The organism is Pseudomonas acericola (SeqCode), assembly GCF_053456465.1.
Window position 1 is genome coordinate 1 of the sequence record NZ_JBRFJB010000012.1, and the last position, 23076, is coordinate 23076.

Below are 23076 nucleotides of genomic sequence, written 5' to 3' on the forward strand. Positions count from 1 at the left end.
CATTGAGCTTGAACTCGCTGGAATAGGACTTTCGCATCATCTGCACACCTCAGGTTTGGGCGCCATCATAGCGCCCTATTGATGTGTCCAAATTCATTAGGCCAGTTCAAGCCAGCTCCCACAGTTGATCGCTGTTGTTCTGGAACCTGTACTTCAATCCGAAAAACAAAACGGCACCTGAGTGCCGTTTTTTCCTACTCAACGCACTTACTTGCGCGCTGCCTCCCACGACTTAAGCAAGTCGCCATACGCCACGGTCTCGCCTTTCGGCTTTTCGTTCGCCAGTTTCGGCTTCGGCGCACCCGGCTGGTCGAACCAGTATTGCGCGTCACGCTCGGGGTTCATTTTCGGGCCGCACACCGGTTGCACCTTGGAGCGTTCCAGGCGCGTCATGATCGCGTCTTGCTCCTTGGCCAGGTTGTCCAGCGCCTGTTGCGGGGTTTTCTCGCCGCTGGCGGCGGCGGCGATGTTGCTCCACCACAGTTGTGCCAGGCGTGGATAGTCCGGCACGTTGGTGCCGGTCGGTGACCACTCGGTGCGGGCCGGGCTGCGGTAGAACTCCACCAGGCCACCCAGTTTCGGCGCCATGTCGGTCATGGCCTGGGAGTTGATGTCGGACTCACGAATCGGCGTCAGGCCGACGATGGTTTTCTTCAGCGAGACGGTTTTCGAGGTCACGAACTGGGCGTAGAGCCACGCCGCGAGCTTCTGTTTCTCCGGGGTGGATTTGAGGAAGGTCCAGGAGCCTACGTCCTGATAGCCCTTCTTCATGCCCTTTTCCCAGTAAGGTCCGACAGGCGACGGCGCCATCCGCCATTTCGGCGTGCCGTCGGCATTCACCACCGGCAACCCCGGTTTGACCATGTCGGCGGTAAACGCGGTGTACCAGAAGATCTGCTGGGCGATATTGCCCTGGGACGGCACCGGGCCGGACTCGGAGAAGGTCATGCCCGCCGCTTCCGGTGGCGCGTAGGCTTTCATCCAGTCCACGTATTTCTGTGTGGCGAATACCGCGGCCGGGCCGTTGGTGTCGCCACCCCGGGTAACGCTGGAGCCCACCGGGTGGCAGTCCTCGACACGAATGCCCCACTCGTCCACCGGCAAGCCGTTGGGCAACCCTTTGTCGCCGCCACCGGCCATGGAGAACCACGCATCGGTGAAGCGCCAGCCGAGGGATGGGTCTTTCTTGCCGTAGTCCATGTGCCCGTAAACGCGCTTGCCGTCGATTTCCTTGACGTCTTCGCTGAAGAATTTGGCGATGTCTTCGTAGGCCGACCAGTTCACTGGCACGCCGAGGTCATAGCCGTACTTTTCCTTGAACTTGGCTTTCAGGTCCGCGCGTTCGAACCAGTCGGCGCGAAACCAATAGAGGTTGGCGAATTGCTGGTCGGGCAGTTGATAGATCTTGCCGTCGGGTGCGGTGGTGAAGGAGATGCCGATAAAGTCCTTGATATCCAGGGTTGGCGAGGTGAAGGCCTTGCCTTCGTTGGCCATCAGGTCGGTGATGGATTCGGTCTTGCCATAGCGAAAGTGCGTACCGATCAAGTCGGAATCGTTGACCCAGCCGTCATAGATGTTTTTGTCGGACTGCATCTGGGTTTGCAGTTTTTCCACCACGTCACCTTCCTGCAGTAGGTCGTGGGTCAGCTTGATGCCAGTGATTTCGCTGAAGGCCTTGGCCAGCACCTTGGACTCGTACTCGTGGGTGGTGAGGGTTTCCGACACCACGTTGATCTTCATCCCACGGAATGGCTCCGACGCCTTGATAAACCATTTCAACTCTTCGAGCTGCTGCTCGGCCGTGAGCGTTGATGGCTTGAACTCGCTGCCGATCCATTTTTTCGCCGCATCTTCGTACGCATCGGCCCAGGCCGTGGCGCTCAAACCGCTGAGGGCCAGTACGGCGGCCAATGAAATGCTATGTCGCAGCTTATTGTTTTTATCGAACATAGAGACCTCCTGGTTGTTTATTCATAAGGGCACTAGCCCCAACGCATCACGCTCAACAGCCACACCAGGGACAGCGCAGTCGCCGCCCAGATGCTCCAGCCGGTGACGCCGATTACCAGCAAATGCAGGTAGGCGCTGCCGAGAAGACCAATAAACAAACGATCACCACGGGTGGTGCTGATCGGCAAAAAACCGCGCCGGGGAATACTCGGCGAACGCAGTTCCCAGGTGGTCATGCCCGCCAGAATCAGCGCGATGCCACCAAAGAACAGTGCGGTTGGGGTGGTCCAGGCCATCCATTCCATCATCGACTCCTCAGACCCGGCCGAGGGCAAAGCCCTTGGCCACGTGGTTGCGAACAAACCAGATCACCAGCATGCCCGGCAGGATGGTCAACACCCCCGCCGCTGCCAGCACCCCCCAATCGATCCCCGACGCCGAGACCGTGCGAGTCATCACCGCCGCGATGGGCTTGGCGTTGACCGAAGTCAGGGTGCGCGCCAGCAGCAACTCGACCCAGGAAAACATAAAGCAGAAAAACGCGGTGACGCCGATGCCGGAGCCGATCAGTGGGATAAAGATCTTCACGAAAAACTTCGGAAACGAGTAGCCGTCGATGTAGGCGGTTTCGTCAATTTCCTTGGGCACGCCGGACATGAAACCTTCGAGGATCCACACCGCCAACGGCACGTTGAACAGGCAATGGGCCAGGGCCACGGCGATGTGGGTATCGAACAACCCGATGGACGAATACAGCTGGAAGAACGGCAGCAAAAACACCGCCGGTGGCGCCATACGGTTGGTCAGCAGCCAGAAGAACAGGTGCTTGTCGCCCAGGAAACGGTAGCGCGAAAACGCGTAGGCCGCCGGCAAGGCCACGCTGAGGGAGATCACCGTGTTCAGGCTCACGTAGTACAGCGAGTTGAGATAACCGGTGTACCAACTCGGGTCGGTGAAGATCACTTTGTAGTTCGCCAGGGTGAAGTCCTGCGGAAACAGCGTCAGCCCGCCGAGGATTTCGGTGTTGCTCTTGAAGGACATGTTCAGCAGCCAGTAGATCGGCACCAACAGGAACAGGATGTAGATCAGCAGCGGTATTAGCTTGCGCTTGCTCATGTTGGCGGCCTCAGCGGTTCGCGTCGGAGTGGGTCATGGCGGTGTAGAACAGCCAGGACACCAACAGGATGATCAGGAAGTACACCAGGGAAAACGCGGCGGCCGGGCCTAGGTCGAATTGACCTACGGCCATTTGGGTCAGCGTCTGGCTGAGGAAGGTGGTGGCGTTACCCGGCCCGCCGCCGGTCAGTACGAAGGGCTCGGTGTAGATCATGAAGCTGTCCATAAAGCGCAGCATCACCGCGATCAACAGTACGCTTTTCATCTTCGGCAACTGGATATGTCGGAATACCGCCCAAGCCGATGCACGATCAATCCGCGCCGCCTGGTAGTACACATCCGGGATGGCCCGTAGTCCCGAGTAACACAGCAACGCCACCAGGGATGTCCAATGCCACACGTCCATGACCAGCACGGTGACCCAGGCGTCCGCCGTGTTGGCCGCATAGTTGTAGCTGATGCCCATGGCGTTGAGGCTGTAACCCAACAAACCGATATCCGCACGGCCGAAGATCTGCCAGATCGTGCCCACCACGTTCCACGGAATCAGCAGCGGAATCGCGAGGATGATCAGCACCAGCGACGACCAGCGGCCCTTGGTCGGCATGGTCAGGGCGATGGCGATGCCCAGGGGGATTTCGATCAGCAGTACACACGCCGAGTAGATGAACTGGCGCAGCAATGAGTCATGCAGACGCGGGTCGAGCAGTACCTGCTTGTACCAGTCGGCACCGACGAAGTAGCGGCTGGATTGGTCGAAAATGTCCTGCACCGAGTAGTTGACCACCGTCATCATCGGGATCACGGCGCTGAATGCCACCAGCAGAAATACCGGTAGCACCAGCCACCACGCCTTGTTGTTCTGCACCTTGTTCATGGCTGCACCTCCAGCAGGTAGTCGTCGGCGTAGACCATCAGCCACTGTGCGGGAAAGCTGATGGAAGCTGAGCCCTGCGGTACCGGTTTGTCTTCGGCCAGGCGGACTTTCAACAGCGTGCCGTCAAGGTTGAGGGTCATGATCTTGTAGGTGCCGAGGTCTTCCAGATGAGTGACATCGGCTTGCAGGGCGTCAGGGTTGTACTCGTCCCACACATGGATAAACTCCGGGCGGATGCCGACCTGCAATTTCTTGTAGGACGTGTCGCTGATGCGCTGCGCAATCGCCTCGGACAACGGCAGATGAGTCCCGGCAAACCGCACCCCGCCCGCCTCGGCCTGCACCTCGATCAGATTCATCCCAGGGCTGCCGATGAAATAGCCGACAAACGTGTGGCTGGGCCGCTCGAACAATTCGCGGGGCGTACCGAACTGCACGATCTGCCCGCCGTACATCACCGCGATCTTGTCGGCGAAGGTGGAGGCTTCCAACTGGTCGTGGGTGACGTAGACCATGGTGATGTTGAACTGCTCGTGGATCTGCTTGAGCTTGCGCCGCAGCTTCCACTTGAGGTGCGGGTCGATCACCGTCAGCGGTTCGTCAAACAGGATCGCCGACACATCGTCCCGCACCAGACCACGGCCCATGGAGACTTTCTGTTTTTCGTCGGCGGTGAGGTTACGGGCTTTCTTGGACAGCAGGTTTTGCAGGTCGAGGACTTCGGCGATTTCCTGCACCTTGCTGTGAATGTTCGCCTCCGCCATGCCTTGGTTGCGCAACGGGAAGGCCAGGTTGTCGAACACCGTCATGGTGTCGTACACCACCGGGAACTGGAACACTTGGGCGATGTTGCGCTTTTCCGGGGTGAGGTCGTTGACCACCTTGCTGTCGAACAGCACCTGGCCTTCGGACGGGCTGAGCAGCCCGGAGATGATGTTGAGCAGGGTCGATTTGCCACAGCCGGAGGGCCCGAGCAAGGCGTAGGCACCGCCCTGCTCCCATACATGGTTCATTTCCCGAATCGCGTAGTCCTCAGGACCACTCGGCGTAGGACTATAGCTATGCGCCAGGTTCTGCAAATGGATCTCGGCCATCAGGCAACCCTCGCAACACGGCGCCCGGGGGCCTGGACCAGGCGGCCCTGGCTATCGAACACAAACAGTTTATGGGTGGGGATATACACGCGGATCGGCGCGTCGACGTCGTACTCATGCACCCCCGGCAGGTGCAGCACCAGCAGGAAATGTTCGCTGCGCACATGCAGGAAGGTTTCCGAACCGCTGATCTCGGCGACTTCCACGGTCACCGCCAGTTCCAGGTCGTCGTCGTTGCTGGGCACCAGGCTGATATGGCTGGGGCGCACACCAAAGCGGAACTCACCTTCGCCGATGGGGCGCAAATCGACGTTTAGCGGAAAGTGCACGAAATTGGCGAAGCTCACTTCGTTGCCACTGATGCGCCCCGGCATCAGGTTGATCGGCGGCTCGGAAAACAACTCGGCGGCGAGCACACTCTGCGGCTGGTGATAGACCTCGGCCGCCTTGCCGCTCTGGATCACCCGGCCTTCGTGAAGGATAGTGGTGGTGCCACCCAGTGCCAGCGCTTCGTTGGGTTCGGTGGTGGCGTAGATGGCGATGGTGTGGCGCGCCTTGAACAACTCGCGCATTTCCTGACGCAGTTCTTCACGCAGTTTGTAATCCAGGTTCACCAGCGGCTCATCGAACAGAATCAACTCGGCATCTTTGACCAGCGCGCGGGCCATGGCCGTGCGTTGTTGCTGCCCGCCGGACAACTCCAGCGGGTGGCGCTGGAGGAATTTTTCGATGCGCAACATTCTGGCGGTTTCGAGGACTTTGCTCTGGATCAACTCGTTGGCCACACCGGCCTGGCGCAAGGGCGAGGCGATGTTTTCGAAAACAGTCATGGTCGGGTAGTTGATGAACTGCTGATACACCATCGACACGTTGCGCAAGCGCACCGGTTTGTGGGTGACATCCACGCCATTCATCAGGATGCGGCCGCTGTCGGGCTTGTCCAGGCCGGCCATCAGGCGCATCAGGCTGGTCTTGCCGGACAGGGTGCGGCCGAGTAGTACGTTAAAGGAGCCGGGCTCGAAACGCAGGGTGGCGTCGTCGATCCAGGTTTGGCCTTCGACGACGCGGGAGACGTGTTCCAGGGTCAATGACATGACACGACCTTTTTATTATTGGAATGAATCTGGCCATTCGTCAGAGCGAGTTTCGTGCCAAAACTGCAAGTGCTTGATGTGTGAGGAATTGGCTTGAATGGCATGTTCAGGAGTGAACAATCCGGGTGAACAACTGAACAGTGCGGGGGTTGACAATGAACAGTTCTGAACAACACTCTTCGAACTCGATTTAACGAACACAGCCGATTAAATGTGGGAGCTGGCTTGCCTGCGATAGCGGTGTATCAGCTTGCCTATCCGTGACTGACCCACCGCTATCGCGGGCAAGCCCGCTCCCACATTAGGGCTGCGCAAGGCTGTATAAAAATAACAATAAAAATGAAGGTCACCCCATGGCCGAACCCTTGGCTCACGACACCCTTATCCAGGAATCCTGGCGCCGTTGCCGCGCGTTTGGCCTGGACCATCAAAGCGCCCCCAGCTTCGACCAACTGCCCGCCGAAGGCATTAGCCAACTGCTGGAAATCCAGCATTCGCTGGTGCAAACCACCCACCAGGAAGTGCTGCCCTACTACGAAAACATCCTCAGCAATTCCAACTGTCTGATCATGCTGGCCGACAACCAGGGCCAGGTGCTGACGTCGTGGGGCACCCAGCGTTTCATCGAGCCGAAGCTGGCCCGCGGTTTCAACCCCGGCGCCAGCTGGCGTGAGCGCTCCAGCGGCACCAATGCCATTGGCACCGCGCTGGCCTGTGCCCAAGCGGTGCATATCGAACATGACGAACACTTCCTCAAGGCCAACCGCTTCATGACCGGTTCGGCGGCACCGATTTTCGATGCGCAGCGCGAAATCATTGCCGTGCTGGATGTGTCCAGTGACAGCTACCTGCCGCCCTCCCACACCCTGGGCATGGTCAAGATGATGAGCCAGACCGTGGAAAACCGGCTGATCCTCAACCTGTTTCGCGGCGAGCATTTCCAACTGACCTTCAACACCGGCCTGAACAACCTGGACAGCCAATGGGCCGGTCTGCTGATCTTTGACGACAGTGGCCAGGTGCTGTCGGCCAACCGCCGCGCGGACAACCTTCTGGGCATCAGCTTGTCGCGGGTGATGATCGACAGTCTGTTCAAGGTGTCGCTGCTGGAGCTGTTGAACCAACCGGAGGGACTGCCGTTTGCATTGCAGGCGGCGGGACGCAATCGGTTCCAGTGCCTGTTGAAACGGCCCAAGCAAATGCCGGTGCAAGCGCGAGTATTCACACAACCAGTGCCGCCAAAGCCGACGTCGATTGGGCTGAAAACCTTGCACTTTGGCGACCAACGCGTGGAAAAAGCCGTGCGCCAGGCCGAGCGCCTGCTGGAAAAGGACATCCCGCTGCTGATCCACGGCGAAACCGGGGTGGGCAAAGAGGTGTTCGTCAAAGCCCTGCACCAGGCCAGTTCCCGCAGCCAGCAGGCATTTATCGCGGTGAACTGTGCGGCGATTCCTGCGGAGTTGGTGGAATCGGAACTGTTCGGCTACGAAAAAGGCGCGTTCACCGGCGCCAACCAGAAAGGCAGCATTGGCCTGATCCGTAAGGCGGACAAGGGCACGCTGTTCCTCGATGAAATCGGCGACATGCCGCTGCCGACCCAGGCGCGATTACTGCGGGTCTTGCAGGAACGTTGCGTGCAGCCTGTCGGCAGCAGTGAATTGTTCCCGGTGGATTTGCGTATTATCTCTGCCACCAACCGCGCCCTGCGGGAGTGGGTGCAGGCCGGGCGGTTTCGTGAGGATTTGTACTACCGCATCGGCGGCCTGACCCTGGAGCTGCCGCCCTTGCGCGAGCGCACCGACAAGCAGGCGTTGTTCCAGCAACTGTGGCAGCAGCACCGCGAGCCGACCCAATGGGCCGGGCTGAGCGCCGAGGTGCTGGCACTGTTCGAGCAGCACCCGTGGCCGGGGAATTTGCGCCAGGTGAGCAGCGTGTTGCAGGTGGCGCTGGCGATGGCCGAGGAGCAGCCGATCCGTGCGGAACACTTGCCGGATGATTTTTTTGTGGATTTGCACGTACCCCCGCCACTGCCAGCCGACGAGTCTGTGGACGACAGCATCGACTTGAACCAACGTTTGAAGGCGCTCGGCGGGAATATTTCCCACCTTGCGCGGGAACTCGGCGTGAGCCGCAACACCCTGTACAAGCGCCTGCGCCAAAACGAACGTTAGCGCGGCTTGACCACCACCAGCAGGTCGGTGAAGTACTCCACCTGGATCGGCAGATTGTCCGCCAGTGCCGCGAGCGCCGCGCCCGTGTCATCCAGCTTGAACACCCCGGACACCCGCAGGTTGTGCAGCGCCTGGGGATCGAAACGCACCATGCCATGACGGTAGCTGGCCAGGGTTTGCAGGACGTCGCTGAGGGGCTGGTCGTTGACCTTGAGCAGGCCACGGGTCCAGGCGTCCGGGTCGGCGCTGCCGGTGGCTTGCGCGGGTTGGGCGTGGCCGTGATCGAGGATCGCACGCTGGCCGGCCGTGACCTTGACCTCATCGCTGCTATCACCTTTGACGGCCACGGTGGACTCGATCACTGTCACCACGGTCGTACCGTCTGCCGCGCGCTTGACCAGATAACGGGTGCCCAGCGCGGTCGCCGTGCCTTGGTCGGTGCGCACCACAAACGGCCGTTGTGCATCCTTGGCCACCTCCACCCACAACTCGCCTTGCAGCAGTTCGATCACCCGTTGATGGCCGTCGAACTTCACGTCCACCGCGGAGTTGCTGTTGAGTTGTAGCTGGCTGCCGTCTTCCAGCGCGATCTGGCGGCGTTCGCCGACGCCGGTGCGTTGGTCGGCCATCCACAACGGCAGGTGTTGCAGGCCGAACCAACCGCAGAGCACCAGGCCGAGCACACCGACCGCCTGGGCGCCACGCGAGCGTTGCGGCGCGAACGCGCGGTTGAGGGCACGGCGCGCAGGCTTCGCGGGCAGCGTATCCAGACTGCCCCAGAGGCCGCGCATGCGCTCGATGGCGACGGCATGCCGTGGGTCGGCGTCGCACCAGGTGTGGAAGGCTTGACGGTCTGCATCGGTGACGTCTTCGTCGTGCAGGCGTGTCAGCCAATTCGCCGCTTGCTGGATGATTTGTTCGCTGGTCATGACAGAGGATCGGCTCCGTGCAGACTGTGGTAGCAGTGCACCAGGGCGCTGGAAATGTAGTTTTTGACCGTGCTCGTGGACACCTCCAGGCGTGTGGCGATTTCGCTGTAGGTCAGCCCGTCGAGACGGCTCAACAGAAACGCCTCGCGGGCCTTGGCGGGCAAGCCGGCGAGCATCTCGGCGATGCGCTCCAGGGCTTGCAGTGCCACATGGATCGCGGCCGGGTCGGGCATGCCGGCGTCTTCGCACTGGATCACCAGGGCTTCCATGTAGGCCTTTTCGATACGCCGGCGGCGCGCGCCATCGATCAACAGGCGCCCGGCGGTGGTGGCGAGAAAGGCGCGGGGTTCCTTGATGTTTTGCGGCTCGGCCAGCATCAGCACGCGGATGAAGGCGTCGTGGGCCAGGTCGGCGGCGTATTGCGAACAGCCCAGTTTTTTGCGCAGCCAGTTGTGCAACCAGCCGTGGTGCTCGCTGTACATTGCCGCAAGGGTCTGCTGACGGATTGAATCGTTCAGCACGGCCGGAATGTCATGCATGCGCAAAAACTTCTCAAATGGGAAATATTACCAATTGCGCGAACAATGCCAGTAAAACGAAGCAGGAGCAAGAACCACTGGGCAGCACCTAAGACTGTGGGAGCTGGCTTGCCTGCGATAGCGGTGGGTCAGCTGCATCTGTGTTGGCTGACAGGTCGCCATCGCGGGCAAGCCCGCTCCCACAGGGGATTGGGGATGGCTCGCAGGATCAGCCTCAGCGCCAGCTCCAGGACACACCGGTGTAGAGGCCGCGACCATCCGCCGGCGTGGAGCGCGCCATGTCTACGCCCTTGTCGTCATAGCCCGGCGTGACGGTATTGGCGTAACGCCGGTTGGTCAGGTTGCGCAGGTCAACCCAGGCTTGCCAGTCCTGTTTCGGCGCGTCGTAGCCAAAGGTCGCGCCCACAATCGTGTAGGACGCTGCGTTGTAGGAATTGGCGTAATCCACTGCCACCTTTGACGAATGCTCAGTGTTGAAACTGCTGTAGAACCCCGTTGGATGGCTGTAGCGCAGTTGCCCCTGGTAGTAGTGCTTGGGGATGCCCGGCAAGGTGTTGCCGCCGAAACGGTCGTCGTCGCGGTAGTGGAAGTCGCTGAAGGTGTAGGCCTGGCGCAGGGCGAGCTTGCCGTTGCGGCCGCCGTCCCACAGCGGGCTGAGCAGGCCCAGCTCCAGGCCTTGGTGCACGGTGGGGCTGGCATTGTTTTCGGCAACGATCGCGTTTGTGGTGGACGTCTGGGCCTGGGTTTCCACGGTGAGCAATTCGTGGCGCACTTCGGAGCGGTACAGCGCCAGGTCCCATTGGCCGAACCAGTGTTCGCCGCGCCCGCCGATTTCCAGGGTGGTGGCGGTCTGGTTTTTCAGGCTAATGCCCTCGCGTGCCATGCCCTTGGCCGGGCCGCTGGTGAAGTACTTGTTGGAACCCCAGATCATCGACCACGCATGCGGCGGCTCGACCGAGCGGCTCAGGTTGCCGTACACCTGCAGTTGCGGGTTGAAGTCGTAACGCAGGCCGATGCGCGGCGCGTAGTCCCAGTCGTGCTGGCTCAGCGGCGCGTGGGCGTCCGGGTAGGTCACCTCTGTTTCACGGCGGGTGTAGATCGCCGCGAGGCCGGTGGTCAGCCATAGGTCTGGCACCAGCTCCAGGTCGTTACCGATATGCAGCACTGTGTCGGAACCCAGGTAGCTGTAGTCGCGGGTCTTGGTGCCGGGGGCATAGGTTGCAGTGTTGCCAGCGGGAATCCGCACATATTCCGCACCGCCGTTGTTGGGCATCGCCTGGGTGGTGCGCAGGCCGATCGTGGTTTTGCTGTCGTGGCCGAACAACGTGTCCTGGCGGATGTAATTGAGGGTGCTGCTGATGTCGGTGTAGGCGACTTTCAGGCGAATCGTGCCTTCGCGCAGGTCCATCGGATAGTCGTGGTAGGCCAGGCCGAATTCGACGCGGGAATTGTCGTCCAGTTGCAAGGTGGTCTTGTTGGCGATCCAGGTTGAGCCCGGTTGCAGGCGCTTGGAGTCGCGGGCGGCGTTGAGGCTGTTGGCGGCGCGGGGGTCGTGGCTGATCTGCTCGCGGGTCAGTTTGCCCGGGGTGTCGTTGGTGGTTTCGCGGTAGCGGAAATAGAAACGGGTTTCCAGTTCCGGGCTGAAGCGGTAGCCGAAATTGGCCGCCATGCCCTTGCCCGTGGCGGCGCTCTGGCGCTGGTAGCCGTCGGATTCGGAGTCGGTGAGGCTGATGTAGTAATCAGCATCTCCCAGCACCTGGCCGGAGCTGATCTCGCGCTGGGCGTAGCCTTTGCTGCCCGCCTCATAACGCAGTTGCAGCTTGGGCGCGTCATAGCCGGTACGGGTCACGTAGTTGACCGCGCCACCCAAGGCCAACGCGCCCTGATCGAAACCGTTGGCGCCGCGCAGCACTTCGACGCGGCTTTGCCACAGCGGGTCTTTCAATTCATAGGGCGTGCCGCCAGGGCCGGTCAACGGCAGGCCGTCGAACATTTCATACAAGCCCGAGCCATGGGAGCCGGGGCTGCGGTTCAGGCCCGAACCGCGGATCGACAGTTTCACCCCTTCGTTGTTCGCTGCCTTGGCGTACACCCCGGCCTGGTACTTGAACACGTCCTCGTTGGTGCTGACCCGCCCCTGCTGCACGCTGTTCATGTCGATGTAGTTGGTGCCACCGGGCACACTCTTGAGCTGGGCCTCGGCAATCTCGCCGGCGCTGGCTTCGCTGCTGGTGACTTCGACCGGGGCCAGTTGCAGGTCTTCGGCGTGCACCAGTGAGCTTAAGGTCAGGGCGGCAAACAGGAGCGGAGGTTGGCGCAACAACATGGGGCGGGTCCTTGGAATTCGGGGGGACGTAAAAGGCGGGGCCCAGATGGGAAGACAGGGACGCCCGGCAAGTCACTCCTGATTAACGAACCAGCGCCGCAGCGCAACAGACCGTCTTAAGTCCAAAATCGAATTAACACATGCAAACTCAGTATTTAAAGAAATAACCACCGCAGATTACTGTGGAGCTACTGAGCCACCCATGCCCCACGAGACCGCCCCCATGCAAACATCCGCCACCGTCATCGACTTCACGCTCCACCGTAAACGCCGCCAGGCGCGCGCAGCGGCCGAGCTGATGTGGGCGATGTACGCGGCGCGTGCAGGGCTGGCGGTATTTACTGCACAGGCGACGTCGTCCAGCGATACTCGCCGGGCGTAATGCCGATGAATTTCCTGCATGTGTTGCCCGATCCCCCCGAGCCCCTGCCCAAACCGAATACCGATGACGACGTCATAAGCCTGTGCGTCGCGCACAATCTGCAACGCCTGCGCGGCAAGCGGCATTTGTCCCTGGATGGCCTGGCGCGCGCCTGTGGTGTGAGCCGCGCGATGCTGGCGCAGATCGAGTCCGGGCGCAGCGTGCCGTCGATCAAGGTGCTGTGCAAGATTGCCAAGGGATTGAAGGTGTCGGTCGCGGCGTTCCTGGAAGATCGCGCATTTGAAGGGGTTGAGGTGTTGCCGGCGCAACAGAGCAAGCGCCTGGTGAGTGCCGATGGCGCGTTTATCAGCCGTGCGTTGTTTCCCTACGATACGGCGCGCCAATCCGAATTCTACGAGATCCGCCTTCGCGCGCTGGGCGAGGAAGTTTCCGAAGGCCACGGCCCCGGTATCCAGGAAAACTTGGTGGTGGCCCAAGGTGTGCTGGAGGTGAGCGTCAATGACGAGCGCTACCTGCTGTCTACCGGTGATTCGATCCTGTTCTACGCCGACCAGCCCCACCGCTACCGCAACCCGGCGGACAGTGAGGCGGTGGCGTTTTTGGTGATCACGTATCCCGAGAGACTCGATTAATGCGATGACCTGTGGCGAGGGAGCTTGCTCCCGCTGGACTGCGTAGCAGTCCCCGTCTTGACTCGGGGCCGCTTCGCGCCCCAGCGGGAGCAAGCTCCCTCGCCACATCTGTCAGCAGGTGCAGCACATCATCGGCATGCCATTGCAGCTCATCATCATCGGCATGGCGCAATCGTTCATCATTTTGTTCATGAGCATGCAGCAGTTTTCCATCATGGCCATGCTCATGCCGGGCATTGGCATCATTTTGCACGTCATGCTGTCAGCCATCAGGGTGCATTCCATCACGCACTTCATCATCGGCATGCCCATCATCGGCATCATGTTCATGTTGTTCATCATGGCCATGGCGTCGGCCGACAGGCACATCATCGACATATTGGCGCACTGCATCATCATCGGCATGCCGCAGTTCATCATCATCGCCATCATCTCGGCGTTGTTCTTGAACTGAGCCATGTCCATGCCGGCGGCAGGTTTCATGGTGCACATCATGGCGTCAGCGGCCATTTCGCACTTCATCGTGGCCATCATCATCGGCATGCCCATCATCGGCATCATGGGCATGGCGTTGTTCATCGGCATCTGCATTGCATTCATCATGTTCGAAACTCCGTAATCGACAGGAAATGGCTAAGTTCTGGCGCCGATTCTAGAGATGGCAGGCGGCCGCGCAAGACGCCGGCAGAGCAGCAGGAATGGATGTTCGGTGGCGGGCTTGGTCGATGAAAACAGCTGATACGGATGTGATGACGTGTAATTCGACGCTAATACGTCGGTTACTTCCATGGCGACGTTGAAAGCGGCGTTATGGATATTCGTTGTAGGAATTGCGACCAACCATAAGGAAATAATCGATCTAACCACGCTGAAAATTCAGCGTCTGCATCAATTCATCCGCTTCTGAACCCTGGGTAAACCGAAAGCCAACCATCTCTTCGGTGGCCAGAATCTCAGCCAGGGTTTCGCACAACTGCACCTCCGTGGGCGAATCACGCAGCAGTTTATGCGCTGGGAGCAATAACTCCGCTGAAACGCCTTGCACACTCGCGACGTCAATCACGGCAAACAGGATAAATCGCAGGCGGATTTCGCGATCAGTCGGCCAACGCGTTTTTGACTTACCCAAGGCAGGCACTCATTTTCAAGAAAAGTCCGAGGCTATTGCCGAGTGGTAGGCGTTTCAAGCAGCGTCCGTGAAGTTAGGCCCATTCCTACATCGGAAGAAGAAACAGCGCACTCCTAAACATCGCGCTGTCGCGTGCGCGTCGCTTGCCAGCACATCAGTGAGCCCACGGTCACCAACACCGCGCCCTGCCAGAACTGTGCAGTCAGGTGGGCCCCCAGCCACACAGCGGCAAATGCCGACGACAACACCGGCGCAGAATACGAGGCAGTGGCCAGCAGTGTCAGGTTGCCGCGTAGGATACCCAGGTTCCACAGCGCGTAGCCGCCGGCCATGGCAACGCCGGCCGCGCCCAGTTGCAGGCTGCTGTTAAGGGTGAGCGCGGGCAGCACTTCAGTGCTCAGTGCGTATTTCAACCAGAGCACAGCGGCGGCCAGGGTAAAAAACAGCATCACCAGGTTTTGTCCACCGGCGTAGCGCCGGGTGACATTGCAGTACAACGCAAACGTGACCGCGCAGCCCAGGGCGAGGCTGTAGCTCAGCGGGTTGGTGCTCACATTGGCGACGAGGGTGGCCAATGCCAGGCCATCACCGCTCACCACCCACACGATGCCAAACAACGCCAGTGCAGTGCCAGGCAGGATCAGCCAGCGGGCTTTCTGCCCATTCATGACAATGGCGAGCAACACGGTCAGGCAGGGCCAAAGGTAGTTCACCACCCCAAGCTCAATCGCCTGGTTGCGATTGCTGGCGTAACCCAATGCCAGCGACAGGCACAATTCGTACGCCACAAACAGCGCGCTGCCCACAATCAGGTAGAACCAGGAGGTCGCGCGTACCCGTGGCCGTCCTAGGAACAACACCAACAACACCGCCCCCAAGGTGTAGATCAACGCCGCGCCGCCCAATGGGCCGAACAGTTCACTGACGCTGCGGATAAGCCCAGCAGCGGTACTCCACAGGAGAATCGCTACCAAACCGCATGCAGTGGCTGCACGCTCGCTGTTGATCTGCATGGTGACCTCGTGGGCAAAACAGGGGGGTGAAACCGTGTTTCACGTTACAATTGGACATTTTTAGCCACAAGGATGTAAAGCATGACGACGATAAAGTCGCGAACTCTCCTGTCACTCAGCCTGCTATGGCGCACCTATGTGGTGTATGTGGTCTACGCGGGGGTGTTTGGCCTGGTAGTCGGACGGCTCTTTAGCGGAATGATCCATGGCAACAGGAATTCCATGCTGTTGATGCCGAGCATCGCGCTCGTCTCGTTCGCAGCGGTGTTGATGGCTCTGGAGCTCGCAGGCCGTATCAACCTGCCGCGGGTAATATTTGGTGGGCGATTGAAGCGTTCAGCAGGGCAATGGCGAACCTACCTGCTGCATATTTCCCTGCTGTTTATTGTCTTTGGGCTCTTGAACGGCCTGTTGGTTTTTTTCGCCCCTGCGGATGTTTGGCTGATCTTCCGCGCCTACGTGGGCCCAGTGTTGTTTGCCTGCGGCGTCTTCACTATCGGCTTGGTGCAAACACCTACTGCACCGGCAGAAAATTCATCAGCAACAAGCTCTGCGCATAGTTGACGCCGATACGCCGGTAGCGCTCATCCAGCAGTTGGGTCAACAGGTCGAGCCGCGCGACGATCTTGCCGAACTCCACGGCAAAGCTGAGGTTGCTGCCCTCCTCCGAGATTTCGTTGGAAAACAACAGCAATACACCGTTGGCATCCTGACGCTGGCTGAGCAGCCAGGTGGCCTTCTCGATGTTGCGCGCGGCGTTGCTGACGAATTGCGGGTTGATCGAGTCGGTGATGTAGAACTCGGTGCGCCCGCCATGGGCGGTGACGATCATGCTGCCGATCGCATAGATGAAGGCACCGACCCGGTCGCCGCGAAATTCCGGGCTGAGGGAGTAACTCAATGCAGCGAGGTCGCGACGCTCGCCGAGGGCCGGCAGTGAGCGACGGTTTTCGATGGCCAGGCGGATTTCCCGGGCAGCGGTGACCGCATCCGGGTAACCCGATTGCCGCCATTGGCTGGGGTTGCGCAGGTAGAGTTTGTTCATCAGCAGGTACAGGCTTTGCAGGTTGTCGCGCATGCCCAGGGTCGCCATGCGATCGACGCTGGTCTGGAAGAATTCATCCGGCTTGCCGTTGCTGAACTGCTTGGCCATGTCCTGCGCCTGCTGCTGGCTGCAACCGGCGACACACAGCAGGAACGCGGCAACCAGTAGCAGTGGTTGACGCGTCCGGCGACGTTTACATCTGGCTTTCAGGCGATCTATCGGCACCAGGTCTCGCTCTTGTGGCCACGGGGAATGAATGTGGTGGGGTCACTGATAGAGCGAGGAAATGCAAAAAAGTGCGATAGGCGATTGCTTAAACCGCCGCTTCAAGCAGCAAGACCGTGGAAGGCCCGGCGCGGAACGTAGGATTGTGCCGACTGGCTTCTTGCATATGGGCCGTGCGGTGATGGGCTTCCAATGTGGCTTTTGATGCCCACTTCTCGATCAGCACGAAGGTGTCGGGGTTGCCGGTCACGGGATGCAAGTCATATAGAATGCAGCCCTCCTCGGCCCTAACCAAGGGCGCCAGTTTTTCAAACGCCGCCAACTGGTCGGAACCGCGGCCCGGCTGAGTAGTGATAATGACGACAAGCCGTACTTCATCTGACATGGATTACACCCTGCACTGTGGGAAAAGAACCCACACACTACGCCAGACGGTAGGCGTCGCACAGTCCTACAAAAAGGTTGCACCAGGTGCTGTCCTTTCACACCGTTTTCACAGTCAAGCGCTTATGGTCAAACCAGCTCCTAATGAACATCCCTTTTAGCCCGTGCTCCCCATCACGGGCTTTTCTTTGTCTGCGATTTGATGAAGGTCCGAAAACGGCCTCGGTTATCCCACGCGTAAAACAGCGCGTGCGGCGCCATCATCACCGCGAACATTCCCCAGAACCCGACGAGGCCTGCGCCGTGCAAGGCGCCTCCGATTGCGATAACAATAAAAAGTCCGACCATACGCAGTGTTTCGGTTTTGATTCCTTTCACGTCACGCCTCCTTGAGTTCGGCCGCAAGGATACCCCGAACACGCACGTGCCACGAGCCTCGCCAGGCAGTGGTTCCTGGCGGTTGGTAAGCGATCAGACCGGACTGAACGAAGCGGCACTCTCACCCGGCAGCGGCGGCGCCAACCGCAAGGTATTGCGCCCCATGCCCTTGGCCTCATACAACGCCGCATCCGCCCGGGCCAGCAGGCTGGCGGTGGTGTCGGACGCCCCTGGCACCCCGCAACACACGCCGATACTGATCCGCGCCGCAATGCTTGACGCCCCATACCCCGCCGGCGCTTCAGCCAGCGACGCGCGCAGTTCATCGAGCACCGCCACCGCACCTTCAGGGCTGGTGCCCGGCAGCAACAGCAGAAACTCCTCACCGCCATAACGGCCAATGCTGTCGGATTGGCGCAGGCGCTGGGACAGGTGCGCGGCACAGTGACTGATCACTTCATCCCCGGCCAGATGCCCGTGCACATCATTGATCTGCTTGAAGTGGTCGATATCGACCATCGCCACCGCCAGGCTGGAGCCGTCGCGGCGGGCACGCTCCAGCTCCTTGGCGAACTGTTCGAGGATCGCCCGACGGTTGAGAATGCCGGTCAACACATCACGCAACGCCAGGTACTGAAACCGCGATTCACTGCGTTCTTTGGACAACAACACCAAACCCAGTGAAATCATCATGGCCGTGAACGTGCCGATGCTCACCGAGATGGTTTGCTTGAGGTTGCTGACGTCATAGCGCATCTCTGCCGCACCGCCGCCGAACACCGCCACCACACGCATGCCCAGGCCAATCAGGCTGATGCTCGAGCCAATGATCAACAACAGGCGCGCCCGACCCTGGGCTGGGATGTAGCGCAGGGTCCAGTAGATGATCAACGCACACTGCAACATCAACACAAAGGTGGCGGCGAGCATGCGCGGTTCCAGGGTGTCGATCAGGCTGGCCATCAACACCGCCATCAACACCGCAGGCGCAAACGCCCGCCACCAGGCGACAGGCAGTTCAACGATGCGAAACACGCTGGCACCATAAAAAGCCAACGCCACGGCCAGCAGCGTATTGGCCACGCCGTAGGTAAACCACAGCGGCGCATGCCCGTAAAAGGTGTAGCCAACGTAGGCCAAAGCATGGGCGAGCAAGCCGAAGCCAATGGTGAGCAGGCTGTCACCCCGATTGAACTGGCCGACCAGGATCAGACAAAACGCCATGATCGTCGCCACCAGGGCAACACAGGCAAAAAGTGTGGGGGTATGGGCAATCATGGGGGGCTCACCGGGCGCTGTCAGCAGCTGTTGTGCTGGCTAGTCTAGTTGAGCAGGCCCGGTGTCGATATGGGTTTGTCGGTACTGTGTTTCGTGGTGCTACAGGGTGATGGACGTCGCGGGGTAGAAGAGCGTGTTGAGCACGAACAGAATCATCCAGAAGCCAATTTCCAGGGTTTCGGTAATCGGCTGAATGCGCTTCAACGCGCCATAGACATGCACGACAAACATCAACGCAAACACCACAAACAGCACATCGAAGGCGTAGCTGAAACTGGTGCCGGTGGTGACCGAGCGCAGCATGGTCGCTTCCACCACCAGGATGAAAGCCCCCAGGCAGCGGCCAAAATAGATCGCCAAATGCTGGTGCTCGGGAATCGTCCAGCGCATGGCGCGCGCCCAAGGGATCGGCGCGATAAAAATCGGCAGGGCGAAAAACAGTGTGGTGACCACCATCAACGTGGTGAGGTAGAGGTGGCTGTATTGGGCGTAGTAACCGAGCATTGTCAGCGTCCTTGTTCTTCGGCGGCATTGGTTGGCAGAATTGCAGCCGAAAATGCTCAAGTCCAATGGAAACGGGGCTTGCAGGACCAAAGAGAAAGGGCTTGGGTGGGTAGGATTAGTACGGAAGATGGAGGTGTGAGCAATAACTACGACACCCTATGAATGACATCCGCAACCATCTTTTCTGCACGATTCATCCCGTCAACCCGTAAGACCTGAGCCGTTTGCCCTGAAAGCCACGCCTCATGCCACGCGCGATTGCGTCCTGAAAAGCTTGGGTCGTCATACTGCGAGGCCCACTCACGAAAGGCGATGTGTATCTCATGCATATCGCCACCCGGTGCGATCCGTTCGCCAAAACGCGCCTTCTCGCGTGCAGCCAGCCGCTCCAGGCGAACGGGCGTGGGTGTCACAACGAATACAATCAGATCGACAGCGGCAATCAGCGCATCGCCCCACACCATGCAGGAGCCGGTCAGCACCCACTCATCGCCGCCGAATGCTTGCTGGATCAATGGCACGCGCTCACTGGCAGGTCGCTTGGTCGTGAACGGCGGGTTAGTGGGCATCCAGTAAAAATCATCGACATCGACGTGGGGCATGGCGAGCTGGTTGGCGAGGTTTTGGCCCAGGGTGGTCACGCCTGCGCATGAGGCACCGGTGATGTAGATCCGCATTTATTCCTCCGTGAACATCAGTGGATGTTTGAGGCCGGCAGAGCCTCCACCTCTCACTTTCGGCCCCGCGTCGCGAACACGGTAAGCACAAGTAGCACCAAGCCTCCCGTCAGAATGCCTACTCCAAAAGTGTGCATGAAACCTTCTGAGTTCATTGCCATAGTGACCACCCCCGCGACTACCCCGGCGCTGCCTACGATTCGGATGTTTTTACTCGGTGATTTCAGTTCCATTGATTTGATCCCCCCTTCAAAAACGTTTGTCATGAACGATTGCCGGCCAGGCACTGAAGAAAAATACCATTGCAGAACTCATCACGCCGGCCCAGTAATCGCTTGGGTAAAGATACCGTCCGACTATCCAGATAATAAACAAAGCGCCTCCTGCACGGCGCCGACATTTGGGAGTGAACCACTCCTGGAACGCTTCAAGTCTTCTGCTGGCCAATATCACTCTCCCTGTTTGATAAGCAACAAAGCATATCACCCACTTTGACGGATCACGCCGCCTGGGGACTCGCACGCCGCGCAGACACTGAACGTATCGACGCTCTGAATCGCCGTACCAGCCCCCTGGAAACTGCGGGTAACACAGTCACTCAACACCCTGCAGAGTTTGCTGTTAAAACGGCACCCATTGCGCTTCGTTGGTGTGCCTCACAATGCATCAAAAATCCCCCTCTCATTCATCAAGTGCCTGGTATTGGGTCGGCAAACTCACGCCGCCGCAGCCCTTGCTGACCTCAGTCGCGCGTGAAGCACTGTTGCACGCCATGCAGGCAAATGCGCTTGTCCCTTTAACACTGCTGACCTCCCCCGCCGGCTACGGTAAAACCACGTTGCTGATGCAGTGGCACACCGCGATACAGCAACAGACACCGAAGCCCGTCGTGGCCTGGCTATCACTGGACGAGGCCGATGCAGACCCCAATCGGCTCCTCGCCTACCTGATCCTCGCCTTGGATCATGCTGGTATTGCATTGGCGCACCTGCCGCGCCTGGCAGCCTCGCAATCCCTCGACGTGCAACCGCAACGCACGATCCAGGCGCTGCTGCGGGCACTCGCCGAGGAGAATCGGGCAATTACAGTGCTATTGGATGACTATCACCTCGCCGACAGCCCCGAAGTCGCTTTGCTGCTGGCAGGATTAGTGGAACAGGCTGCGCCGTGGTTACGTTGGGTGGTCGCCAGCAGGACCCGCCCGGACTGGCCATTGTCACGCTGGAAAGCCCGGGGCTGGGTGCATGAAATCAGTGCCCGGGAGTTGATCCTGTCCCTCGGTGAAGTGCGTGGCATCCTGGGCGAGGTGGTGGATGAGAGTGACCTGTGCCGAGTGCATATCGCTACCGAGGGTTGGGCCGTGGCGGTGCAATTGGCGCGCCTGTGGAGTACCAGCATCGATGGCTCGGCCTATGGCTTGACGGCGTTCTCCGGGGGCGTGACGGATGTTGCGAACTACCTCACCGCGCATGTATTCAACAGCCTGTCTGCGGGCTGCCAATCACTGTTGCTGCACACCTCTTTGCTGCAACGTTTCAATGCAGACCTGGCAGATGCGATACGTGGCCGCCATGACAGCGCTGGCCTTTTGAGGCAACTGGCGCACCTCGACACCCTGCTGATTCCTCTGGACCCCGAACGCCAATGGTTCCGCTACCACGCATTACTACGTGACTTCCTGCGGTTACGAATCGACAGCCAGCAAGCCCAGGCAATCCACCGCGCCGCTGCACATTGGTTGGCACAGCAGAAGGACTGGAGCCAAGCCATCCACCACGCGCTCAAGGCGGGTGATATTCCATTGGCGGTGAAGCTGGTGGTCGGCGCAGGTGGCTGGGAACTGGTGCTGCACCATGGCATTCGTTACGCCCAGGGGTTGTTGAACCAGTTCGACGCCGCAACCTGCAACACCCAGCCTGATCTACTTCTGCTCCAGGCCTACCTGCACGCCAAACTGGGTGATCACAAACTGTCCGCGCAACTGCTGCACCTGGCCCGGGGTTCGGTGGTCGCAGATGCACGACTCGCCCGTGACTTTCACATTATCCAAACCCTGGCGGATGCGTATCAGGACTGTTTTGAGAGCTTGGATGCCGACGTTACGACGTTCCATAGCAGCCCCTACCCCCTCGACCAGACCCTCGCGCAAGCCACGCTGGAATGTGTGCATGCGCTGGCCGCCCTGACCCGCGGCGAGTTGGCATCAAGCCTGCGCACCATCAGGGACGCTCACGTCAAAATGCGCGTGATCGCCAGCCCGCGCGGCGAGAATTACTGCCGGATCCATGAAGCACAGGCTCTGGCGTTATCGGGGTCTATCCACGAAGCCAACACGTTGGTGGACGCGGCTCTGGCATTTGCCGACGACCATTTTGGTCAAGAAAGCTCGTTGCGGGCACTGGTTGGCTGTTTCAGAGCGCGCCAGCTGTATTGGCAGGGAACCTGGTCCGAAACCCAGCCATGGCTGGATGACGGTTGGGCAGCGTTGGAACACGCCGATGGCTGGCTGGAGATGATCGCAGTGACGGCGGAGATGGCATGGCGTACGCGACTACGCAGCCACGGGCTGCATGCCGCACTGCAGAAGTTGGGCCATGTAGAGCACCTGGCGGCCGCGCGCCAGTGGCCACGGTTATCGCGGCTGGTACAGATCTGGCGTATCGACGCCCAGGTGCAGAGCGGGCAGTTGCACGCCGCGCGCAAAGCGCTCCTGCCAGCAAATCTGGAACAGCTTGCGGAGCAGGGCGACGATTGGCGTAGCCAGGAAGCCGCCAGCCTGGCGCTGGGCCGGCTGCAGTTGCACACAGGCTACTCGGGGCCTGCACTGATACATCTGCGACGAACCGCTGAGGAGATGGAACACAAAGGTCTGTGTCTACCCGCCTGGCGGTTGAGGTTGATGGCCTTGGCCACTGCAAGCAAGGGCCAGCGGTTCAAGCCTGAAGAAATCGACGTGGGCTTGGCACCGATGATCATGCAACACGCCCTGCCCGGCCTGCTGCTGGAGGTCGGCCCTTGCCTGCTGCCAGCATTGGAAGCCTGCACCCAACCCACAACGTTACTGACGACGACCATCACACGACTGCGCGGCTGGCGATCGCACCCAACGCCGACGCACATGGCCCTGAGTGGCAAGGAGGCGCAAATACTGGACCTGCTTGCCAACGGTCAATCCAACAAGGCCATTGCCTGCGCCCTGGACATCTCCGAGAACACGGTGAAGTTCCACCTCAAACACCTGTTCGCCAAGTTGGGCGTGGACAACCGCACCGCCGCAATCAGCGCTGCGATACGCCAAGGGCACCTCGACACCACCCTCTAAGCCACCAACCT

Annotated in this window: 23 protein-coding genes; 5 read left to right on the top strand and 18 right to left on the bottom strand. The window is 59.9% G+C overall.

All coding sequences use genetic code 11. The features are described 5' to 3' along the window. Positions 1–207: 207 nt before the first annotated feature. Genes ACU688_RS26580 through ACU688_RS26605 form a run of 6 tightly spaced genes read right to left on the bottom strand, consistent with a single transcriptional unit; the run spans position 208 to position 6131 of the window. On the bottom strand, positions 208–1950 hold the full coding sequence (locus ACU688_RS26580) for an ABC transporter substrate-binding protein (protein ID WP_448187026.1): 1743 nt from the start codon (positions 1948–1950) through the stop codon (positions 208–210). 32 nt (positions 1951–1982) lie between these two features. Then, entirely contained in the window at positions 1983–2255 is a 273-nt protein-coding gene (locus tag ACU688_RS26585) for a DUF2160 domain-containing protein (RefSeq protein ID WP_017735080.1), read from the bottom strand. Between the two features lie 10 nt (positions 2256–2265). Continuing rightward, a complete protein-coding gene (locus ACU688_RS26590; RefSeq protein WP_003232361.1) occupies positions 2266–3066 on the bottom strand; it encodes a carbohydrate ABC transporter permease in 801 nt (266 codons plus the stop codon). A 10-nt stretch (positions 3067–3076) separates the two neighbouring features. After that, entirely contained in the window at positions 3077–3943 is an 867-nt protein-coding gene (locus ACU688_RS26595) for a carbohydrate ABC transporter permease (RefSeq protein ID WP_122511609.1), read from the bottom strand. Next, positions 3940–5037, bottom strand: a complete 1098-nt coding sequence (locus ACU688_RS26600) for an ABC transporter ATP-binding protein (RefSeq protein WP_448187027.1) — start codon at positions 5035–5037, stop codon at positions 3940–3942. Before ACU688_RS26600 ends, ACU688_RS26595 begins: the two co-directional genes overlap by 4 nt. Continuing rightward, positions 5037–6131, bottom strand: coding sequence for an ABC transporter ATP-binding protein (locus ACU688_RS26605; RefSeq protein WP_305430237.1), 1095 nt, complete (start codon positions 6129–6131; stop codon positions 5037–5039). The genes ACU688_RS26600 and ACU688_RS26605 overlap by 1 nt, the downstream gene beginning before the upstream one ends. Positions 6132–6484: 353 nt before the next feature. Here ACU688_RS26605 and ACU688_RS26610 point away from each other — a divergent pair, with 353 nt between their 5' ends. Then, a complete protein-coding gene (locus ACU688_RS26610; RefSeq protein WP_448187028.1) occupies positions 6485–8302 on the top strand; it encodes a sigma-54-dependent Fis family transcriptional regulator in 1818 nt (605 codons plus the stop codon). Here ACU688_RS26610 and ACU688_RS26615 read toward each other — a convergent pair. From ACU688_RS26615 to ACU688_RS26625, 3 genes are all read right to left on the bottom strand, one after another. Next, complete coding sequence (locus tag ACU688_RS26615) at positions 8299–9231, bottom strand: FecR family protein (RefSeq protein ID WP_448187029.1); 933 nt, start codon at positions 9229–9231, stop codon at positions 8299–8301. The genes ACU688_RS26610 and ACU688_RS26615 overlap by 4 nt on opposite strands. Continuing rightward, on the bottom strand, positions 9228–9770 hold the full coding sequence (locus ACU688_RS26620; protein ID WP_448187030.1) for a sigma-70 family RNA polymerase sigma factor: 543 nt from the start codon (positions 9768–9770) through the stop codon (positions 9228–9230). Before ACU688_RS26620 ends, ACU688_RS26615 begins: the two co-directional genes overlap by 4 nt. A gap of 214 nt (positions 9771–9984) precedes the next feature. Then, a complete protein-coding gene (locus ACU688_RS26625) occupies positions 9985–12096 on the bottom strand; it encodes a TonB-dependent receptor family protein (protein WP_448187031.1) in 2112 nt (703 codons plus the stop codon). A gap of 223 nt (positions 12097–12319) precedes the next feature. Here ACU688_RS26625 and ACU688_RS26630 point away from each other — a divergent pair, with 223 nt between their 5' ends. Both ACU688_RS26630 and ACU688_RS26635 read left to right on the top strand, forming a co-directional pair. After that, positions 12320–12478, top strand: coding sequence for a hypothetical protein (locus ACU688_RS26630; protein ID WP_177414112.1), 159 nt, complete (start codon positions 12320–12322; stop codon positions 12476–12478). 5 nt (positions 12479–12483) lie between these two features. Next, positions 12484–13110, top strand: a complete 627-nt coding sequence (locus tag ACU688_RS26635; RefSeq protein WP_448187032.1) for a helix-turn-helix domain-containing protein — start codon at positions 12484–12486, stop codon at positions 13108–13110. Between the two features lie 111 nt (positions 13111–13221). Here the strand turns inward: ACU688_RS26635 and ACU688_RS26640 are convergent, their stop codons facing one another. From ACU688_RS26640 to yddG, 3 genes are all read right to left on the bottom strand, one after another. After that, a complete protein-coding gene (locus tag ACU688_RS26640) occupies positions 13222–13713 on the bottom strand; it encodes a hypothetical protein (protein WP_448187033.1) in 492 nt (163 codons plus the stop codon). A gap of 256 nt (positions 13714–13969) precedes the next feature. Next, entirely contained in the window at positions 13970–14239 is a 270-nt protein-coding gene (locus tag ACU688_RS26645; RefSeq protein ID WP_448187034.1) for a hypothetical protein, read from the bottom strand. Between the two features lie 113 nt (positions 14240–14352). Beyond that, positions 14353–15252 (bottom strand): aromatic amino acid DMT transporter YddG, encoded by a 900-nt coding sequence (gene yddG / locus ACU688_RS26650; RefSeq protein ID WP_448187035.1) that lies wholly within the window; start codon positions 15250–15252, stop codon positions 14353–14355. 81 nt (positions 15253–15333) lie between these two features. Here yddG and ACU688_RS26655 point away from each other — a divergent pair, with 81 nt between their 5' ends. Beyond that, positions 15334–15816, top strand: coding sequence for a hypothetical protein (locus ACU688_RS26655; protein ID WP_448187036.1), 483 nt, complete (start codon positions 15334–15336; stop codon positions 15814–15816). Here ACU688_RS26655 and ACU688_RS26660 read toward each other — a convergent pair. The 6 genes from ACU688_RS26660 to ACU688_RS26685 all read right to left on the bottom strand — a co-directional run bounded on the left by ACU688_RS26660 (position 15767) and on the right by ACU688_RS26685 (position 19743). Continuing rightward, on the bottom strand, positions 15767–16405 hold the full coding sequence (locus ACU688_RS26660) for a hypothetical protein (protein ID WP_448187122.1): 639 nt from the start codon (positions 16403–16405) through the stop codon (positions 15767–15769). The two genes, ACU688_RS26655 and ACU688_RS26660, sit on opposite strands and share 50 nt — an antisense overlap. Before the next feature lie 205 nt (positions 16406–16610). Continuing rightward, a complete protein-coding gene (locus ACU688_RS26665; protein ID WP_448187037.1) occupies positions 16611–16907 on the bottom strand; it encodes a putative quinol monooxygenase in 297 nt (98 codons plus the stop codon). 173 nt (positions 16908–17080) lie between these two features. Further along, a complete protein-coding gene (locus ACU688_RS26670; protein WP_448187038.1) occupies positions 17081–17284 on the bottom strand; it encodes a hypothetical protein in 204 nt (67 codons plus the stop codon). A gap of 93 nt (positions 17285–17377) precedes the next feature. Then, positions 17378–18562 carry a GGDEF domain-containing protein gene (locus tag ACU688_RS26675; protein ID WP_448187039.1) on the bottom strand — a complete coding sequence of 395 codons (1185 nt, stop codon included), beginning with the start codon at positions 18560–18562 and terminating at the stop codon, positions 17378–17380. A 99-nt stretch (positions 18563–18661) separates the two neighbouring features. Continuing rightward, the gene (locus ACU688_RS26680; RefSeq protein ID WP_448187040.1) at positions 18662–19066 is read right to left on the bottom strand and encodes a hypothetical protein; all 405 of its coding nucleotides are present in this window, start codon (positions 19064–19066) and stop codon (positions 18662–18664) included. Positions 19067–19212: 146 nt separating this feature from the next. Then, entirely contained in the window at positions 19213–19743 is a 531-nt protein-coding gene (locus ACU688_RS26685; RefSeq protein WP_448187041.1) for an ATP-binding protein, read from the bottom strand. 661 nt (positions 19744–20404) lie between these two features. Here ACU688_RS26685 and ACU688_RS26690 point away from each other — a divergent pair. Then, positions 20405–23065, top strand: coding sequence for a winged helix-turn-helix domain-containing protein (locus ACU688_RS26690; protein ID WP_448187042.1), 2661 nt, complete (start codon positions 20405–20407; stop codon positions 23063–23065). Positions 23066–23076: the final 11 nt, after the last annotated feature.

Bases quoted from the DNA above. Each gene is read 5' to 3' on its own strand.
- ACU688_RS26580 (WP_448187026.1), bottom strand. From the start codon at position 1,950: ATGTTCGATAAAAACAATAAGCTGCGACATAGCATTTCATTGGCCGCC.
- ACU688_RS26585 (WP_017735080.1), bottom strand. From the start codon at position 2,255: ATGGAATGGATGGCCTGGACCACCCCAACCGCACTGTTCTTTGGTGGC.
- ACU688_RS26590 (WP_003232361.1), bottom strand. From the start codon at position 3,066: ATGAGCAAGCGCAAGCTAATACCGCTGCTGATCTACATCCTGTTCCTG.
- ACU688_RS26595 (WP_122511609.1), bottom strand. From the start codon at position 3,943: ATGAACAAGGTGCAGAACAACAAGGCGTGGTGGCTGGTGCTACCGGTA.
- ACU688_RS26600 (WP_448187027.1), bottom strand. From the start codon at position 5,037: ATGGCCGAGATCCATTTGCAGAACCTGGCGCATAGCTATAGTCCTACG.
- ACU688_RS26605 (WP_305430237.1), bottom strand. From the start codon at position 6,131: ATGTCATTGACCCTGGAACACGTCTCCCGCGTCGTCGAAGGCCAAACC.
- ACU688_RS26610 (WP_448187028.1), top strand. From the start codon at position 6,485: ATGGCCGAACCCTTGGCTCACGACACCCTTATCCAGGAATCCTGGCGC.
- ACU688_RS26615 (WP_448187029.1), bottom strand. From the start codon at position 9,231: ATGACCAGCGAACAAATCATCCAGCAAGCGGCGAATTGGCTGACACGC.
- ACU688_RS26620 (WP_448187030.1), bottom strand. From the start codon at position 9,770: ATGCATGACATTCCGGCCGTGCTGAACGATTCAATCCGTCAGCAGACC.
- ACU688_RS26625 (WP_448187031.1), bottom strand. From the start codon at position 12,096: ATGTTGTTGCGCCAACCTCCGCTCCTGTTTGCCGCCCTGACCTTAAGC.
- ACU688_RS26630 (WP_177414112.1), top strand. From the start codon at position 12,320: ATGCAAACATCCGCCACCGTCATCGACTTCACGCTCCACCGTAAACGC.
- ACU688_RS26635 (WP_448187032.1), top strand. From the start codon at position 12,484: ATGAATTTCCTGCATGTGTTGCCCGATCCCCCCGAGCCCCTGCCCAAA.
- ACU688_RS26640 (WP_448187033.1), bottom strand. From the start codon at position 13,713: ATGATGAATGCAATGCAGATGCCGATGAACAACGCCATGCCCATGATG.
- yddG (WP_448187035.1), bottom strand. From the start codon at position 15,252: ATGCAGATCAACAGCGAGCGTGCAGCCACTGCATGCGGTTTGGTAGCG.
- ACU688_RS26655 (WP_448187036.1), top strand. From the start codon at position 15,334: ATGACGACGATAAAGTCGCGAACTCTCCTGTCACTCAGCCTGCTATGG.
- ACU688_RS26660 (WP_448187122.1), bottom strand. From the start codon at position 16,405: ATGGCCAAGCAGTTCAGCAACGGCAAGCCGGATGAATTCTTCCAGACC.
- ACU688_RS26665 (WP_448187037.1), bottom strand. From the start codon at position 16,907: ATGTCAGATGAAGTACGGCTTGTCGTCATTATCACTACTCAGCCGGGC.
- ACU688_RS26675 (WP_448187039.1), bottom strand. From the start codon at position 18,562: ATGATTGCCCATACCCCCACACTTTTTGCCTGTGTTGCCCTGGTGGCG.
- ACU688_RS26680 (WP_448187040.1), bottom strand. From the start codon at position 19,066: ATGCTCGGTTACTACGCCCAATACAGCCACCTCTACCTCACCACGTTG.
- ACU688_RS26685 (WP_448187041.1), bottom strand. From the start codon at position 19,743: ATGCGGATCTACATCACCGGTGCCTCATGCGCAGGCGTGACCACCCTG.
- ACU688_RS26690 (WP_448187042.1), top strand. From the start codon at position 20,405: ATGCATCAAAAATCCCCCTCTCATTCATCAAGTGCCTGGTATTGGGTC.